This is a genomic window from Paenibacillus sp. MMO-58 (genome assembly GCF_037146255.1).
GTDB lineage: Bacteria > Bacillota > Bacilli > Paenibacillales > Paenibacillaceae > Pristimantibacillus.
In genome coordinates this window covers 45,120-59,734 of the sequence record NZ_JBBCVY010000013.1, presented here as the reverse complement: position 1 = coordinate 59,734, position 14,615 = coordinate 45,120, and the positions used below count along the sequence as shown (strand labels likewise).

Genomic DNA, 14,615 nt, shown 5'->3' with positions numbered 1-14,615 from the left:
AAGATTCAGAGAGAATGTTTGTGCAAAATATAAAAAATTAATAGATTGTTGTTTTCGCCGATATTTTAACACGTTGTCCCCCATAGACGTATGAAGTTGCGAGCGCTACACTAGGGAAGGCGACAGAGAATAAACATAGTGGGAGCTCGTAAACGTGACTTTATCAGACCATACTCCATCTTGGAAAAAGCTTAGTCTTTATGCCGTAACCTGGCCTATCTTCGTAGACTCCGTACTTCGGATGCTGCTGGGCACGGTTGACGTGTTTATGTTAAGCCGCATTTCCGACAAGGCAACGGGCGCAGTAGGCTTAGCCAACGAAATCATTTATTTTTGCATTATGATGTTCGGTTTTGTCGGTATCGGCACCAGCGTTGCGGTATCCCAGTACATCGGCGCCCGGCGGGCGAAAGAGGCGAGCCGTATTTCGGCAATGGCGATCTCGATGAATCTGATCTTCGGAATCCTCGTTAGCATCGTTATTGTATGTTTTGGGGAGTCGCTTCTGCGGCTGTTACACTTAAACCCCGAACAAATCGGAATCGCGAACCACTATTTAAAGATTATCGGCGGATTTATCTGGGTCGAGGCGCTTTCCTACGCGGTTTCGTCGGTTATTCGTTCAACAGGAAATACGAAGAGCGTTATGTTTGTAACGCTAGGCGTCAACCTCCTCCATATGGGAGGGAATTATCTGCTTATCTTCGGCAACCTGGGCTTCCCGGAATGGGGAGTTACGGGAGCGGCTATTTCAACGGTCGTAAGCCGTCTGCTTGGCATCGTCGTTCTTTTTATCCTGTTGTACCGCAGAATTGCCGTACCGATTCAACGGAAGGATTACGTGCGCTGGAAAGCTTCTTACGCAAAACAAATCCTGAGCATCGGCTTGCCCGCGGCGGGGGAGCATCTTTCTTATCAATCGCAATACTTGATGATTATCGGCTTCGTCAATATGATTGGCATCACCGCGTTAAACACGCATGTGTATGTCATGAACGTATCGAACTATTTTATGGCGCTGGCTCTGGCGATTGGGATGGGTACGGAGATCATCGTCGGACAAATGGTCGGTGCGGGAGAAATGAAGGAAGCCTACCGCAGACTGATGAAAAGCGTAAGAGTCAGCTTCTTGTTGACCTTTGCTGTCGTTGGCATGGCTGCGATATTCCGGCATGAGTTGATTGGTTTATTTACAAAGGACCCTGAAATCATTGCTGCCGGGGCGAGCATCTTTTTGCTTTCCATCATACTTGAACCCGGCCGCACCTTTAATATGGTCATCATCAATTCGCTGCGTGCCGCCGGGGATGCGCGATTCCCCGTTTTAGCGGGCGTCATCTCCATGTGGGGCGTATCGGTACCGCTTGCTTATCTGCTCGGCGTACATTTCGGGATTGGCTTGCTTGGCATATGGATTGCCTTCACGGTGGACGAATGGCTGCGCGGGGTTATGATGCTGCTTCGCTGGAGAAGCAGAGTATGGGAGAAGAAAGCATTGGTAAAGCCGTCGTCCGTCGTTTCGGATCATGGCGTGGAAGCACAGATTTAAGCTGGAAAATTGCATATTGTCATACAGTAAAACCCGGTCTTTTAGACCGGGTTTTGTAATGCGTTTACTTCGAGTTATTTTGCATCTTAGGTTTTCCTTGATCGTTCGGGTCGTTAGACCGTGAAGGGCTGCTCTTTGGGGTGTTATTATCGGGCTTTGCCTTTGTGCTCACTTTACGTTCACCTCCTGTATGATCCATAAAGAGTATTCCACAAACCGATTTTCTTATTAGATTGGACTTAGAGCTGTCTTTTCCAGAAACGGCCCTGTGCGATTCCGTTAATAAAAGCTTCAATCGTGGAATGAGTTAAATCGTACACACCGGCCTCGTCTAATCTCACCCTTGCCGACGCTAACGCTTTATGATCGCTGAGAGCCAGCGCCAACGGTTTATAGTGCTTATATGCCGTTTCGATGAATGCCAAGGCGGGTGCCGGAATCGAAGACTCGCTGCTTACCAATAATACGGCATCGAAGAGAGTGGGGTCCGTCGTCTCATATGTAGCCGTTACTTTCAGCGGGTTAGGCAAGTCATGGAGCCTATGGCCAACAATCGTATAATTAACGTTCTGTTCCGTTAGAGCCGTCGTCCATTCGGCGAACCGTTCCACATCAGGATCGCCAACCCGCACGATGGCGACTTTTTTCGTATCCGGGAGAAGGACGGTATCGGCCATGCTGAGAGCGGGTGATTTTTTGTCGGATTTTACTTCGAGGTTCTCATCGGGAAGAGGGGCCCCGATTTGGTCCGCCACTTCTTGCGCCAAGCTGCGGTCGACATGATTTAACAGGGCGATAGCGTTTGCTTTTACGAGATCGGATTTGCATTTGCCGAGCTCAAAGCTGAATGCCTTCTTGACATGCTCTTGCTCGTAAGGGGCCAGACTATTGTAGAAAAGCTTCGCTTGCGAATAAAAGTCCATGAAGCTTTCGCTGCGTCCTCTGATTTTGCGGCCGTCAATTCGCTCTTGATAATGCGCATAACCGCCATGCTCTTCGGGAACCGGCGCCGGCTGATTGGCGTTCAATCCGTTCCGATGATAGCTGGTTTGTCCCTGATGAATGTTCATCTGATGCATGCCGTCTCGTTGATTGTTATGGAACGGGCAAACGGGCCGGTTGATCGGAATTTGGTGGAAGTTGGGGCCGCCTAGCCTGGATAGTTGCGTGTCGGTATAGGAGAATAAACGCCCTTGCAAAAGGGGATCGTTCGAGAAATCGATACCGGGCACGACATGACCGGGGTGGAAGGCCACCTGCTCCGTCTCCGCGAAGAAATTGCCGACATTTTGGTTCAAGGTCATTTTACCGACCCGTTTCACCGGAATTTCCTCTTCAGGCCACAACTTGGTGGGGTCCAGCAGATCAAAACCGAACTTATGCTCATCCTCTTCCGGAATAAGCTGCAACCCAAGCTCCCACTCCGGATATTGGCCTTTTTCGATCGCCTCATATAAATCCTCCCTATGGAAATCCGGATTTTTGCCCGCGATTTGCTGAGCTTCATCCCAAACCAAGGCATGCATCCCTAAGACGGGCTTCCAATGGAATTTGACGAAATGAGATCGTCCTGCCGCGTTCACGAGGCGGAAGGTATGCACGCCAAAGCCCTCCATCATGCGAAGGCTGCGCGGAATGGCCCGATCGCTCATGACCCACATCACCATGTGGGCCGTCTCCGGATTTTGCCCGACAAAATCCCAGAACGTATCATGCGCGCTGGCCCCTTGCGGGATTTCGTTATGGGGTTCGGGTTTAACGGCATGGACGAAATCGGGAAACTTGATGGCATCCTGAATAAAGAAAACGGGCATGTTGTTGCCCACCAAATCATAATTGCCTTCATCCGTATAAAACTTGGTCGCGAACCCGCGTACGTCCCGAACGGTATCGTTGGATCCTCTTGATCCTTGCACCGTGGAGAAACGCACGAATACAGGCGTAATTTTGGATGGATCCGTAAGAAAATCGGCCTTGGTGAACTCCTCCAGGGACTCGTAAAGCCGGAAAAAACCGTGAGCGCCTACGCCGCGTGCATGAACGATCCGCTCGGGAATGCGCTCATGATCGAAGTGAGTCATTTTCTCGCGAAAGTGGAAATCCTCCAAAAGAGTAGGGCCGCGTTGCCCCGCCTTTAAGGAGAACTCGTCTTCGGCCATTTTCAACCCCTGGTTGGTGGTCAAGTCATGCATACCTTCGTTGTTAACGGTGTATTTCTTTAATTGCTCCGTCTTCTTATTGTCCATGATAATTCCTCCTAGCCGTAGTTATTTCCCTGTATAAGAACCTTACGTTCAAATACCCTATTCGCTAGGATTTAATCTTCTTGCACGAAGAAAATGTGTTGAATTGCCTAGAAGAATTTGAGGAACTATTCTAAATAAGTAGGATTGAGTTATAAACGACAACTTTAAGGTATCGGAGGCTTTCAGAAGATGCACTTCATGTTATGGTCTACACCGCCAAGAGCAACGTTTCATCTGGATATGACGGTAGAAGAGAGGGGGATTATGCACCAGCATATTGCCTATTGGACGGAACAGCAGAATCAAGGGATTGCTCTCGTCTTCGGCCCGGTTCAAAAACCGGATGATCCTCATGGACTTGCTGTCATTGAGGTGGAGAATGCGGATCAAGTCACAAAACTAATCGCGGAGGACCCCGCCGTTACTGCGGGCTTAATGACGACCGACTTTTATCCCATGATGGCGGTCGTACGGAAATAACCTGCTTTAAAGGCCATACGCGAAGGCGGCCTAACTTATTCAAGTTCTTCGTTTAGAGGATTTGAAATTCCTGAAGCGGAAGGAAGTAAAAAAAAGCAAACAAGGCTGAGCCGAGGCAATTCGGTTCAGCCTTGTTTGCTTGTCTTCCATACGAGAGGCAAATAAATTTGGTCCACAATCTCGAGAATAGCCTCATCGGTCAGCGGGGTATGAGTGGTGAGCAGCTCGTACCGCACGAGGTCGACGGGAAGGGTGATCACGCGTTCCGGCAGCCCTTCAAGAATGACTTCGCCACGCTTTTCGGCACTCTTCAAAATATTCGTCATGGCGACGGACAGCGGATCTTCCGCTCTTGGCGACAGTGTCATCTTGGCGTGAAGCTCGTCTCCGTGCAAATCAACCATCAGGCCATGAATGGTCTCGGCTCCAATCAGCTGCATGGGCTTGATAATCCGATCCATTAAGGAGAGGACATCATCCCGCAAGCTGCCCGTATCGGGAGTGTCGAGCGAGGGCTTTGGCATATGCTTGATCATTGCGGCGATGACCAGCTTCGCCTTATTCGGCCACCTGCGATAGACGGCGGTCTTATTTGTTTTTGCCCGGGTCGCAACGGCCTCCATCGTCATCTTGGAGTAGCCGGTTTCCCGCAGCTCCTCCCATGCCGCAGTCAATATGGCGTTCTCCAGAACGTCTCCGCGTCTCCGCGTTCCCCCCGCATGTTGTTCCTCGTTATTCTTTTTGCGATCTTGCCGCGATTCCGTCATAGCTTGTTCCATCTCCCGCGTTGTGTTAGGACAACGTCCTTCTAGACTCTTGTAAATAGTATATTGCATTTTCGCTAGAATTATAATATTGTAATAAAATAAGGTACGGTACGTACCGTACCCTATATTGCAAAGGGGTGAACGATAATGGCCAAAAGCCAATCGGAGGCAGTCAAAGCTCCAAAGGAAAAGATTGATCCCGGCATTTTAAAAATCGCGCTTATTCTTGTTCTCGGAGCTATTGTTCCCTTACTGGACTCCACCATGATTAACGTGGCAATCAATACGCTTGCGGTTGATTTGCATAGCACGGTATCGACCACTCAATGGGTGATTACGGGATATGTGCTCACGATGGGACTGGCGGTGCCGGTATCGGGATGGGCTATACAGCGCTTCGGTGGAAAGAACTTATATCTGTTCTCGCTGGGGTTGTTTCTTATCTCGTCACTCCTATGCTCGCTGGCATGGAGCACCGAAAGCTTGATCGGCTTCCGGTTATTGCAAGGAGCTGGAGCGGGACTGCTCGTACCTACGATAACGAATGTGCTTGTTCAATCGGCTGGAGGACGCGGGCTCGGAAGGCTGATCGCGCTTATTAGTATCCCGACGCTGATCGGTCCGATTCTTGGTCCGGTCATTGGCGGGCTCATTATGGACAACATGAGCTGGCGCTGGATTTTCTATGTAAACATCCCGGTTATGCTGGTTGCGCTCTGGCTGTCGTGGAGGCACATTCCCAAGGGCGAAGCAGCCGCAAGAAGACCGAAATTTGATTTTCTTGGACTGCTGCTATTGTCTCCGGCATTCGCGGTTCTCATCTACGGGATTTCACAGATTAGCTCCGAGGGTCTTTCATCGGCAGAGGCCATAATTCCCCTGGCGGCAGGAATTGTATTGTCGGCTGCCTATATCGTATATGCGCTGCGCACGAAACAAGCTCCATTGCTTGATTTGCATCTTTTCCGTTCCCGGCATTTCCTGGCATCCAACATTATTTTGTTTTTCTCGGGCATGGTCATGAACGGTGCCTTGCTGCTGCTCCCGCTCTATTACGAGCAGGTCCGCGGCGAAAGCGTGCTGACGACGGGGCTTCTCTTGATTCCTCAGGGGGTAGGGATGCTGCTTACGAGGAGTTGGATTGGAAAACTGGCCGACCGCGCAGGTTCCAGAAACCTTGTGCTTGTCAGCTTGGCAGTCACGCTGGTGTCCAGCATTCCGTTCGCTTTTGCGGGAACGGATACGAGCCATATGGTGCTGGGCGCGGCACAGCTTATACGCGGGGCGGCGATGAACGGCATCTTTATTCCGATTATGGTATCCGCTTATGAAGGACTGCAGAAGGAGCAAATTCCGCATGCAAGCATTTCGACACGGATCTTCCAGACGATTGGGGGAGCGTTCGGTTCGGCAGTCTTGGCAACGGTCATCGGGCATCAGCTAAAAAGCGGAGCCGGCGGCAGCCTGGCCTCCCTTGCCGATGCTTATCAAGTCGCTTTCTGGTGGTCGGTCGGTTTTGCGGCGGTGTCCTTTCTTCCGGCCTTATTATTGTCTAACCGCAAGAAACAAAAAGCGGCGTAAATTTATTTAAGAGGCCACCCCACAGGATGGCCTTTTATTTTTCTTCATTTGTCCGAATCCGACTCCCGTTCAGCCTTGAAATTGAATTTCAATTATTGTTGGAATCCACCAGGCAGATCGTTGCTGATTATGAGTAAATTCCTTTCAGGAGTACTAGCCTATAATTGAATAAATAGCATCGAAATTTTGTACTGCGGTTCGACAGAAATGTTTAAAATATCACATTTATCAACGAAATATTCAGTTTTTTCAGTATAGAAAAAATACTTAAGGAGTAGGTATACTAGAAGTATAACTATTTATGTATATACCATGTAAATCGCCAGTATAACAGCTGCTATGCAGAATAATTTGCAGCAGATCGGGGATATAAACGGGATGCAGGAAAAGGAAGGCGCCGCGGCAATAAAGAGAAACGATACTCATCTGAGTCAGCTGGCTTCCGTGGGGCAAATAGCCGCGGGTATCGCTCATGAAGTGAAAAACCCTCTGACTGCCGTTAAGGGTTTTTTACAGCTTCTTAAAGAAAAGAACGAACTGAAGTACATAGAAATTGCAGAGTCAGAGCTGGGTAACGCGATTAATATCCTGCAGAATCTCTTACATGTATCCAAGCCCGATCTGGAGGAAGAGCCGTATGTTGGGATCGATCTGTCCGTAGAGCTGGACTCATTGATCCAGCTATTTCAGGATCAGATTTACCGGGTTTCGGTTCATACGGATTTACGAGATCCGGGTTCATACATTATGGGCAAAAGGAATCAGCTGAAGAAGGTATTTTTCAATTTGCTGAAAAACGCCTTTGAGGCCATTCCGGGCAACGGGACTATTTCGATTGAGCACATGTCGACCGACAATGAAGTCATCGTCCGTATTCAAGACAGCGGGGTCGGTATTCCGAAAGAGAAGCTTGGATTGCTGGGTACGCCCTTCTATACAACGAAGGAAAACGGGACCGGCATGGGATTAACTCTCGTTTTCTCCGTTATTTATCAGCATAATGGTGCCATTGAAGTAGAAAGCTCGGAAAAAGAAGGGACCAAATTTACCATCACCTTTCCTAAGGGAACAAAAAATACGAAATGGAAAGAGGTCATCTATTTGGAGTTGGAAGCCACGACGAGCATGAAGGATTTCTTTATCGTAAACCGGGATAATTTCGAGCAAAGGTTGTTCCTTGAAGCCGTCAACGTCCGGGACAAAATCGATGAAATTCTCACCATTGGCAATATTAATCTGCTGGATAATGCGCATAAGCTGGTCCTCTTCATCATCGATGGGAAAGAGTACGAGACGATTGCTTTTGCCAAACAGGAAGGAATCACTTGGGCCAGGCATTCGTTGACCCTCGCATTCAAGCTGGAGTGGGTACAGGCCGTAAGACGCGTGATGTGGGACTTCTTGTACAATTACGATCGCCTTAACAATCATAATGAAAGCAAAGAGCACTATTACAGCATGGAGAAGAGCATTAACCAGCTGATGGATCAATTCCTCAATCAGTTTTTTATCAGCTACTCTTTATTCAAGGATGATCTTATCCGGGCACAGCGGACCATGGTTGAGGATTTGTCCGTTCCCATTATTCCGCTAACGAAGGCAACCTACATTCTGACTCTGATCGGGACGATTGACGAGATCCGGGCCAACATCATTGAGGACAAGGTTATCTCGCAAATCGGCAACAACCGGATTGAAACGTTAATTATTGATATGTCGGGCGTCATGGGTATGGAGGATAGCGTGATTAAACAGCTCATTCATGTCTTCGACGGGATCAATATGATGGGCTGCCAACCGATTGTGACCGGGCTCAGACCGGAGATCGTAAAGAGGATGATCCGGACAGGTTTGTCCTTTGAGCATAAAGCGATAACAAAAGGCACACTTCAACAAGCGCTCGAGGATTACATGACCGTTAAGTAAACGAGCTTGAGGCATTGTCGCAGGGAATATTCAGATAAGAGGCTTTCTACTAAACATTTTTTGGTATAATATCTGCTAGATTAGGAATCCTGTAAATAGGAAAATTTCATGAGAGAAGAGGAATGGGAATGTCCTATACCGTCGATTTTAAAAATGTGTCTACCGTTGGCCTGGAATCCTCGCCTGTGGCAGAGACGCTGGCTGGTCTTCGCGCGAACGAAGCCCGTTATTTCATGACCAAATACAAGCATGAATTTACGGTTGTACCCGCGAGCGAAAGTCAGGAAGCGCTGGATTACGTGAACCGGATCTTGCAGGAACGCAATATCGAGTTCTCGGCAAAACCGCTGGAAACGTCGCAGTTCCAAGTGGAGAATATTAAATTTACCTACGTCTTCTATGAGGACGGACTGGCTCTTAACGTGATGTACACGGTAGATGACGGGAAGAAGCGGGCCGTTGGCTTCAAGCTTTCCGAAGGGATGGAAGTGCCGCAGGAGCTGGAAGGAAAGTTCAAGTTTGCCAGACAGAAATCCAAGCTGGCCGGTACGATCCGCGGTTCGTTTTTCGTCATTAAAGGTGAATACTAAGAAAGTTTCTGGAAAAATAAACGGATGGGTAGAGCTGAGTTGCCTCAAGCATCCTCCGTCAAAAACCAACAGGCCACTCCTTTTATAAGGGGTGGCTTTTTTGCCGTTCATAATCTAATTAAATGTTGTCAACAGTATGATTGACAAAACCTCGTTTTCCTTTTGTTGTTCTAACGGAGGGCATCATTTACGATGATAGTAACCCGGGCGGCACTGCCGGTCCGGTAAAAAAGAAAGCGATTTTATAGAGGAGGAACCCAAATATGCAGCAAGTGCAAAACAGTTCTCCAACCGGGGGAATTCGTGTGGGAGTCCAGAAATTCGGACGTTTTCTCAGCGGTATGGTTATGCCCAATATTGGTGCTTTTATAGCATGGGGGATCATAACGGCGTTGTTCATTCCTACGGGATGGCTGCCGAACGATACCCTTGCAAAGCTTGTTGATCCGATTATCAAGTATCTGCTTCCGCTTCTGATCGGTTATACGGGCGGTACGATGATTCATAAGCAGCGCGGCGGCGTTATCGGTGCTCTGATGACAATGGGCATCATCGTCGGTACGGACATCCCGATGTTCCTCGGGGCTATGATTTGCGGTCCGCTGGCCGCATGGGTACTGAAGCAATTCGATAAATCGATCGAGGGGAAAATCAAATCCGGCTTCGAAATGCTGGTGAACAACTTCTCGCTTGGTATTATCGGCGCGATTCTTACGCTGATTTCTTATTCCGGCGTTGGTCCGGTTATCGAACAATTAACCAAGATTTTATCTAACGGCGTAGAATTCCTGGTTAATCATAACCTGATTCCGTTGGCCAACATTATCATTGAACCTGCAAAAATTCTGTTCCTCAACAATGCCATTAACCATGGCGTATTGAGTCCAATCGCATTAGAAGAAGCGTCCCGGACGGGGCAATCGATTCTCTTCATGCTGGAGTCGAACCCGGGTCCAGGCCTCGGCATTCTGCTTGCTTATATGATTGCAGGCCGCGGCTCGGCGAAGCAATCGGCTTCCGGCGCAGCGATTATTCACTTCTTCGGCGGTATTCACGAGATTTACTTCCCGTACATCCTGATGAATCCGCGTCTGATTCTGGCGGTTATTGCCGGCGGCGTTACAGGTACCTTCACCTTCTCGCTGTTTGGAGCGGGCCTTGTTGCTCCGCCTTCGCCGGGCAGTATCTTTGCTTACATTGCCATGGCTCCTAAAGGCGGCCTTCTCGCGGCTCTTAGCGGTATCGTAACCGCTGCTATTGTTTCGTTTGTTATTGCGGCTCTGCTGCTCAAGACAACGAAGAAAGAGGCTGCAGACGGAGACGATCTCGAACAGGCTTCGGCAAGAATGAAAGAAATGAAGGCGGCAGGCAATACGGCGGCAGCGGCAACAGCAGTTGCGGCTCCGGCAGCGACTTCGCAAGCCGCTCAGCATGCTGAGGCAGCAAGCGAAACGGTCAAAGCGAAAGAGGACGTTCATAAAATCGTCTTCTCCTGCGACGCCGGCATGGGCTCCAGCGCAATGGGCGCATCGATTCTTCGCAAGAAGATGAAAGCCGCCGGTTCGGACGTTACCGTCATTAATACGGCAATCAGCGATATTCCCGGCGATGCCGATATCGTCATTACGCACAAAACGCTGACGGATCGCGCTAAAATCCAGGCTCCGAAAGCCGAGCATATCTCAATCGATAATTTCTTGAAAAGTCCGGAGTATGACAAACTCGTAGACCGGCTTTCGTAAGAATCCTTTCTCATCAAGGCTGCCAGCGCTGGAGGTTATTTTCCGGCGTTGGGGCCATTCTATCGTTATAGGAAGGGTTGTGTGAATGCGTATATCCAGCCGGTCCCGCCGAATTCTAGAGCTGCTGCTGCGGAATGATCATGATCTGACGGCGGCGCAAATCGCGGAAGAAATTCAGGTGAGTTCCAGAACCGTACACCGGGAGCTGGCAGCGGTGGAGGAGATCCTGCGTGCCGAAGGTGCAAGGCTGCTTAAAAAATCAGGCTCCGGCATACGGCTTCAAGGCGATCAAGCGGTACTTGACCGATTAGCCAAGCTCGTTACCGTATCGGAAGAGCTCGAATTCTCGCCGGAGGAGAGACAGATCTATTTGCTTTGCCTCCTTCTCGAGAGCGGGGAGCCAGTTAAGCTGTTCACTCTGGCGCATGAGTTCAAGGTGACGATTCCTACCGTAGCTAATGATCTGGACGATCTTGATCAATGGGTTCAAAGGTTCGAGGTTACCTTGACCCGGAGAAGGGGCTACGGGATTGAGCTTACCGGTCAGGAAGAGCATATGCGGGAGATGATTCGCCAGATCATCAGGGACCGGTTCGAAGATACGGAGCTGATCTCCAGCCGCAACGAGCTTCCGGTCCATCCTCTTGACCGGCGGCTGCTTACGATTGTTGGTCAATCGGAGATGGAAGCCGTTGAGAAAATCTTATGGAGCTGGGAAGAATACGGAGGCAGTCGGTTAAGCGAGGGCGCTTATACCGATCTGTTGATCAGGCTGTCCATTGCGCTGAGGCGAATCAGAGCGGGCAAGACGGTTGAAGCTTCTTCCGTTGCGGCTTTCCGTCGGGAATCCGATGCGGTATATGTGACGGAAAGGTTAGCCGCGTTGACGGAACGAACATTTCCGCCGGCAGAGACGGCTTATATCGGCAGGCTGCTTCGTTCGGTCCAGAGCGACGATCTATCCGTGCTGCCTGCGGATGACTTGGTCTTGACCGATACGGTGCGTACCCTAATTGAGCATGTACAGCATGCAACGGGAGCCGAGTACAATAAGGATCGCTCTCTGCGCGACGGATTATTCCTTCATTTGAAGGATGCGTTGCAAAGGCTGAACGAAGGCACGAATATCCGAAATCCGCTTCTGGATCAGATCAAGAAGGATTATGCGTCTTTATTCAACGTCGTTCGCAAAGCGGCAAACCGCGTTTTTACGGATATGATTGTGCCGGACGAGGAAATCGGGTTTCTCGTCATGCATTTTGGAGCATCGCTGGAGCGGCTGAAGCAGCTGCGGCAGAATGTCCGTGCCATTCTCGTCTGCTCGAGCGGCATCGGCTCCTCCAAGCTGCTGCAGATCAGGCTCCAGAAGGAGCTTCCGGAGATTCATATCGTTGACCGCGTATCGTGGTACGAGGCATCAAGGACGGAAAAAGAGAAATACGATCTGATTATTTCCACCGTAGATCTTCCTCTTAACGGTGAGCAATATATTAAGGTTAGTCCTCTCCTGACGCAGGCAGAGACGGACCGATTGAGGGCTTTCGTCCAGACGGGCTTAATCCAGAAACGGGACGGTGCACTGACCAAGGAAGAGAAAACGGGAAGCGAGGCTTCTACCTTCGAGCAGCTGGTCAGCCTTAAGACGACGCTTGATGAGATGGTAAGTCTGATTCGGCGGTTTGAGGTTGTGTTGATTAAGGAGAAGAGCGGAGACCTCCCGGTTATTCTGGAAGAAGCCTGCGTGAGGGAAGAAGCCAAAGGCGTGCTAACGGATGCCGGTCTTACAGCGCGGCGGCTGATGCAGCGGGAACAAAGCGGGAGTCAGATGATACCGGGAACCGCGGTAGCGTTATTTCATACCCGCGGAGAAGAAATAACGAGGCCCTCGCTCTCGTTATACCGATTAGAAGCTCCACTTACGCTCGAGATGGCATCGCCATCCCGGTTAAGCCACTTTTTATTAATGCTGGCGCCCCGGACCTTAACGAAGGAAGCGCTCGAGGTACTGAGCGAAATAAGCGCCATGCTGCTCGATACGGTCATGATTGATTTGCTCGAGGCTGGCGATGAAGCGGAAATTCGAGATTACTTAACGATACATCTTAGAATGTTTTTCAATATAAAAGCGGAAGCGAGTGACGTACAATGAGTATTTTGTCTACGGATAAAGTGAAATTGAATGCAGCGGTAAAAGATAAATTCGAAGCGGTTCGTATGGCAGGTCAACTGCTTGTAGATGGGGGTCACGCTGATCCGAGCTATGTGGAAAGCATGGTTGAACGCGAGCAGTCTCTATCCACTTACATGGGCGGCGGTCTTGCGATCCCTCACGGAACAAACGAATCGAAGGGTTCCATTAAATCGACGGGCCTGTCCATTGTTCAAATTCCGGCTGGCGTTGATTTCGGCGAAGGAAATATTGCGCATTTGGTCATCGGAATCGCAGCGGTTGGCGACGATCATCTGGACATCCTGACGAACGTAGCGATGGTTTGCTCCGACGACGACAATCTGGAACGGATCTTGAAGGCTTCCACGGCCGAAGAGATGATCGAGATCTTTGAAAGCGGGATGGAATAATGAAGGCTTTGCATTTTGGAGCGGGCAACATCGGACGCGGATTTATCGGACTTCTTCTTTCGCAATCGGGCTATGAAGTTATTTTCTCCGACGTCAACCAGGCGCTAGTTACGGAGCTTCAGAAGCGCGGAGCCTACACGGTAACGCTGGCTAACGAAGCTAAGGATCAACTGCAGGTGACGGGCGTAACCGCCATTGACGGAACTAAAATAGACGATGTTGCGGCGGCAGTGGCGGAGGCCGATCTGGTGACCACAGCCGTAGGCGTTAACATCTTGAAGCATATTGCGGCGGGCATCGCCTGCGGGATCGAGAAGCGGATCGAATCCGGAGGAGGCCAGCTGCATATTATCGCCTGCGAGAACGCTATCGGCGGCAGCACTCAACTGAAGGAGCATGTATTCGGACATCTTGATGAAGAGACGAAGGCAAAGGCAGCGGACCTGGTTGCTTTTCCCGATGCGGCCGTTGACCGGATTGTTCCGATCCAGCACAATGAAGATCCTCTTGAAGTGACAGTTGAGCCATTCTATGAGTGGGTCGTAGACGAATCCGCGATGTTCGAGGGGTACAAACCGGTTGCCGGTGTCCACTACGTGCGTAATCTTATGCCTTATATCGAGCGTAAACTGTTCACGGTGAACACGGGGCATTGCGCCGCAGCTTACCTGGGAAGCCTTCGCGGTTACGAGACCATTCAACAGGCAATGGCCGACGAGGCCATCGTTGGCGAAGTGAAGGCGACCCTGAAGGAGACGGGGGCCGTACTTGTTGCGCAATATGGCTTTGACCAAGCAGAACATAATCAATATATCGAGAAGATTATCGGACGGTTCCGCAACGACCAGCTGACCGACGAGGTTACCCGCGTTGGACGGTCGCCGATCCGCAAGCTGTCACCCAATGACCGTCTAGTGAAGCCGGCTTTGCAAGCCTATGAGCAAGGAATGAGGCCCGTTCAGCTGGCAAAGGTAATGGCGGCGGCGCTTCATTTCGTTAACGCCGATGATCCGGAAGCTGTCGAGCTGCAGCAGTCGATCAAAGAAAAAGGTATCGGGCAGACCGTGTCGCATTACACTTCGATTCCGGAAGGACATCCGGTATACAAGCTGATCCTTGAAAGCTGCGAAGCTGTTGCAAACCAGCGTTAAGAA

11 protein-coding genes are annotated in these 14,615 nt (G+C 50.0%); 9 read left to right on the top strand and 2 right to left on the bottom strand.

Features of this window, described 5'->3' with window-relative positions; translation table 11 throughout:
- The first annotated feature begins 154 nt into the window (after positions 1-154).
- Positions 155-1,549, top strand: coding sequence for an MATE family efflux transporter (locus WFJ73_RS28015; protein WP_336776224.1), 1,395 nt, complete (start codon positions 155-157; stop codon positions 1,547-1,549).
- A 239-nt stretch (positions 1,550-1,788) separates the two neighbouring features.
- On the opposite strand, the gene WFJ73_RS28010 is transcribed toward WFJ73_RS28015, so the two are convergent.
- On the bottom strand, positions 1,789-3,795 hold the full coding sequence (locus tag WFJ73_RS28010) for a catalase (RefSeq protein ID WP_336776223.1): 2,007 nt from the start codon (positions 3,793-3,795) through the stop codon (positions 1,789-1,791).
- A 189-nt stretch (positions 3,796-3,984) separates the two neighbouring features.
- Here WFJ73_RS28010 and WFJ73_RS28005 point away from each other — a divergent pair, with 189 nt between their 5' ends.
- A complete protein-coding gene (locus WFJ73_RS28005; protein ID WP_336776222.1) occupies positions 3,985-4,275 on the top strand; it encodes a YciI family protein in 291 nt (96 codons plus the stop codon).
- A 125-nt stretch (positions 4,276-4,400) separates the two neighbouring features.
- Here the strand turns inward: WFJ73_RS28005 and WFJ73_RS28000 are convergent, their stop codons facing one another.
- Complete coding sequence (locus WFJ73_RS28000; RefSeq protein ID WP_336776221.1) at positions 4,401-5,042, bottom strand: TetR/AcrR family transcriptional regulator; 642 nt, start codon at positions 5,040-5,042, stop codon at positions 4,401-4,403.
- Positions 5,043-5,189: 147 nt separating this feature from the next.
- Here WFJ73_RS28000 and WFJ73_RS27995 point away from each other — a divergent pair, with 147 nt between their 5' ends.
- The 7 genes from WFJ73_RS27995 (at position 5,190) to WFJ73_RS27965 (ending at position 14,612) form a co-directional block, all read left to right on the top strand.
- Entirely contained in the window at positions 5,190-6,623 is a 1,434-nt protein-coding gene (locus tag WFJ73_RS27995) for an MDR family MFS transporter (protein WP_336776220.1), read from the top strand.
- Between the two features lie 378 nt (positions 6,624-7,001).
- Positions 7,002-8,549 (top strand): ATP-binding protein, encoded by a 1,548-nt coding sequence (locus tag WFJ73_RS27990; RefSeq protein ID WP_336776219.1) that lies wholly within the window; start codon positions 7,002-7,004, stop codon positions 8,547-8,549.
- A gap of 128 nt (positions 8,550-8,677) precedes the next feature.
- Positions 8,678-9,139, top strand: coding sequence for a phage tail protein (locus WFJ73_RS27985; protein WP_336776218.1), 462 nt, complete (start codon positions 8,678-8,680; stop codon positions 9,137-9,139).
- A 263-nt stretch (positions 9,140-9,402) separates the two neighbouring features.
- Positions 9,403-10,881 carry a PTS mannitol transporter subunit IICB gene (locus WFJ73_RS27980; RefSeq protein WP_336776217.1) on the top strand — a complete coding sequence of 493 codons (1,479 nt, stop codon included), beginning with the start codon at positions 9,403-9,405 and terminating at the stop codon, positions 10,879-10,881.
- An 85-nt stretch (positions 10,882-10,966) separates the two neighbouring features.
- A complete protein-coding gene (locus tag WFJ73_RS27975) occupies positions 10,967-13,030 on the top strand; it encodes a BglG family transcription antiterminator (RefSeq protein ID WP_336776216.1) in 2,064 nt (687 codons plus the stop codon).
- Positions 13,027-13,461, top strand: coding sequence for a PTS sugar transporter subunit IIA (locus tag WFJ73_RS27970; RefSeq protein ID WP_336776215.1), 435 nt, complete (start codon positions 13,027-13,029; stop codon positions 13,459-13,461). The genes WFJ73_RS27975 and WFJ73_RS27970 overlap by 4 nt, the downstream gene beginning before the upstream one ends.
- The gene (locus WFJ73_RS27965) at positions 13,461-14,612 is read left to right on the top strand and encodes a mannitol-1-phosphate 5-dehydrogenase (RefSeq protein ID WP_336776214.1); all 1,152 of its coding nucleotides are present in this window, start codon (positions 13,461-13,463) and stop codon (positions 14,610-14,612) included. Before WFJ73_RS27970 ends, WFJ73_RS27965 begins: the two co-directional genes overlap by 1 nt.
- The last annotated feature ends 3 nt before the right edge of the window (positions 14,613-14,615 follow it).

Coding starts and splice junctions, on each gene's coding strand:
- WFJ73_RS28010 (WP_336776223.1), bottom strand. CDS start 3,795: ATGGACAATAAGAAGACGGAGCAATTAAAGAAATACACCGTTAACAAC.
- WFJ73_RS27995 (WP_336776220.1), top strand. CDS start 5,190: ATGGCCAAAAGCCAATCGGAGGCAGTCAAAGCTCCAAAGGAAAAGATT.
- WFJ73_RS28005 (WP_336776222.1), top strand. CDS start 3,985: ATGCACTTCATGTTATGGTCTACACCGCCAAGAGCAACGTTTCATCTG.
- WFJ73_RS28000 (WP_336776221.1), bottom strand. CDS start 5,042: ATGACGGAATCGCGGCAAGATCGCAAAAAGAATAACGAGGAACAACAT.
- WFJ73_RS27965 (WP_336776214.1), top strand. CDS start 13,461: ATGAAGGCTTTGCATTTTGGAGCGGGCAACATCGGACGCGGATTTATC.
- WFJ73_RS27980 (WP_336776217.1), top strand. CDS start 9,403: ATGCAGCAAGTGCAAAACAGTTCTCCAACCGGGGGAATTCGTGTGGGA.
- WFJ73_RS27990 (WP_336776219.1), top strand. CDS start 7,002: ATGCAGGAAAAGGAAGGCGCCGCGGCAATAAAGAGAAACGATACTCAT.
- WFJ73_RS27975 (WP_336776216.1), top strand. CDS start 10,967: ATGCGTATATCCAGCCGGTCCCGCCGAATTCTAGAGCTGCTGCTGCGG.
- WFJ73_RS27985 (WP_336776218.1), top strand. CDS start 8,678: ATGTCCTATACCGTCGATTTTAAAAATGTGTCTACCGTTGGCCTGGAA.
- WFJ73_RS27970 (WP_336776215.1), top strand. CDS start 13,027: ATGAGTATTTTGTCTACGGATAAAGTGAAATTGAATGCAGCGGTAAAA.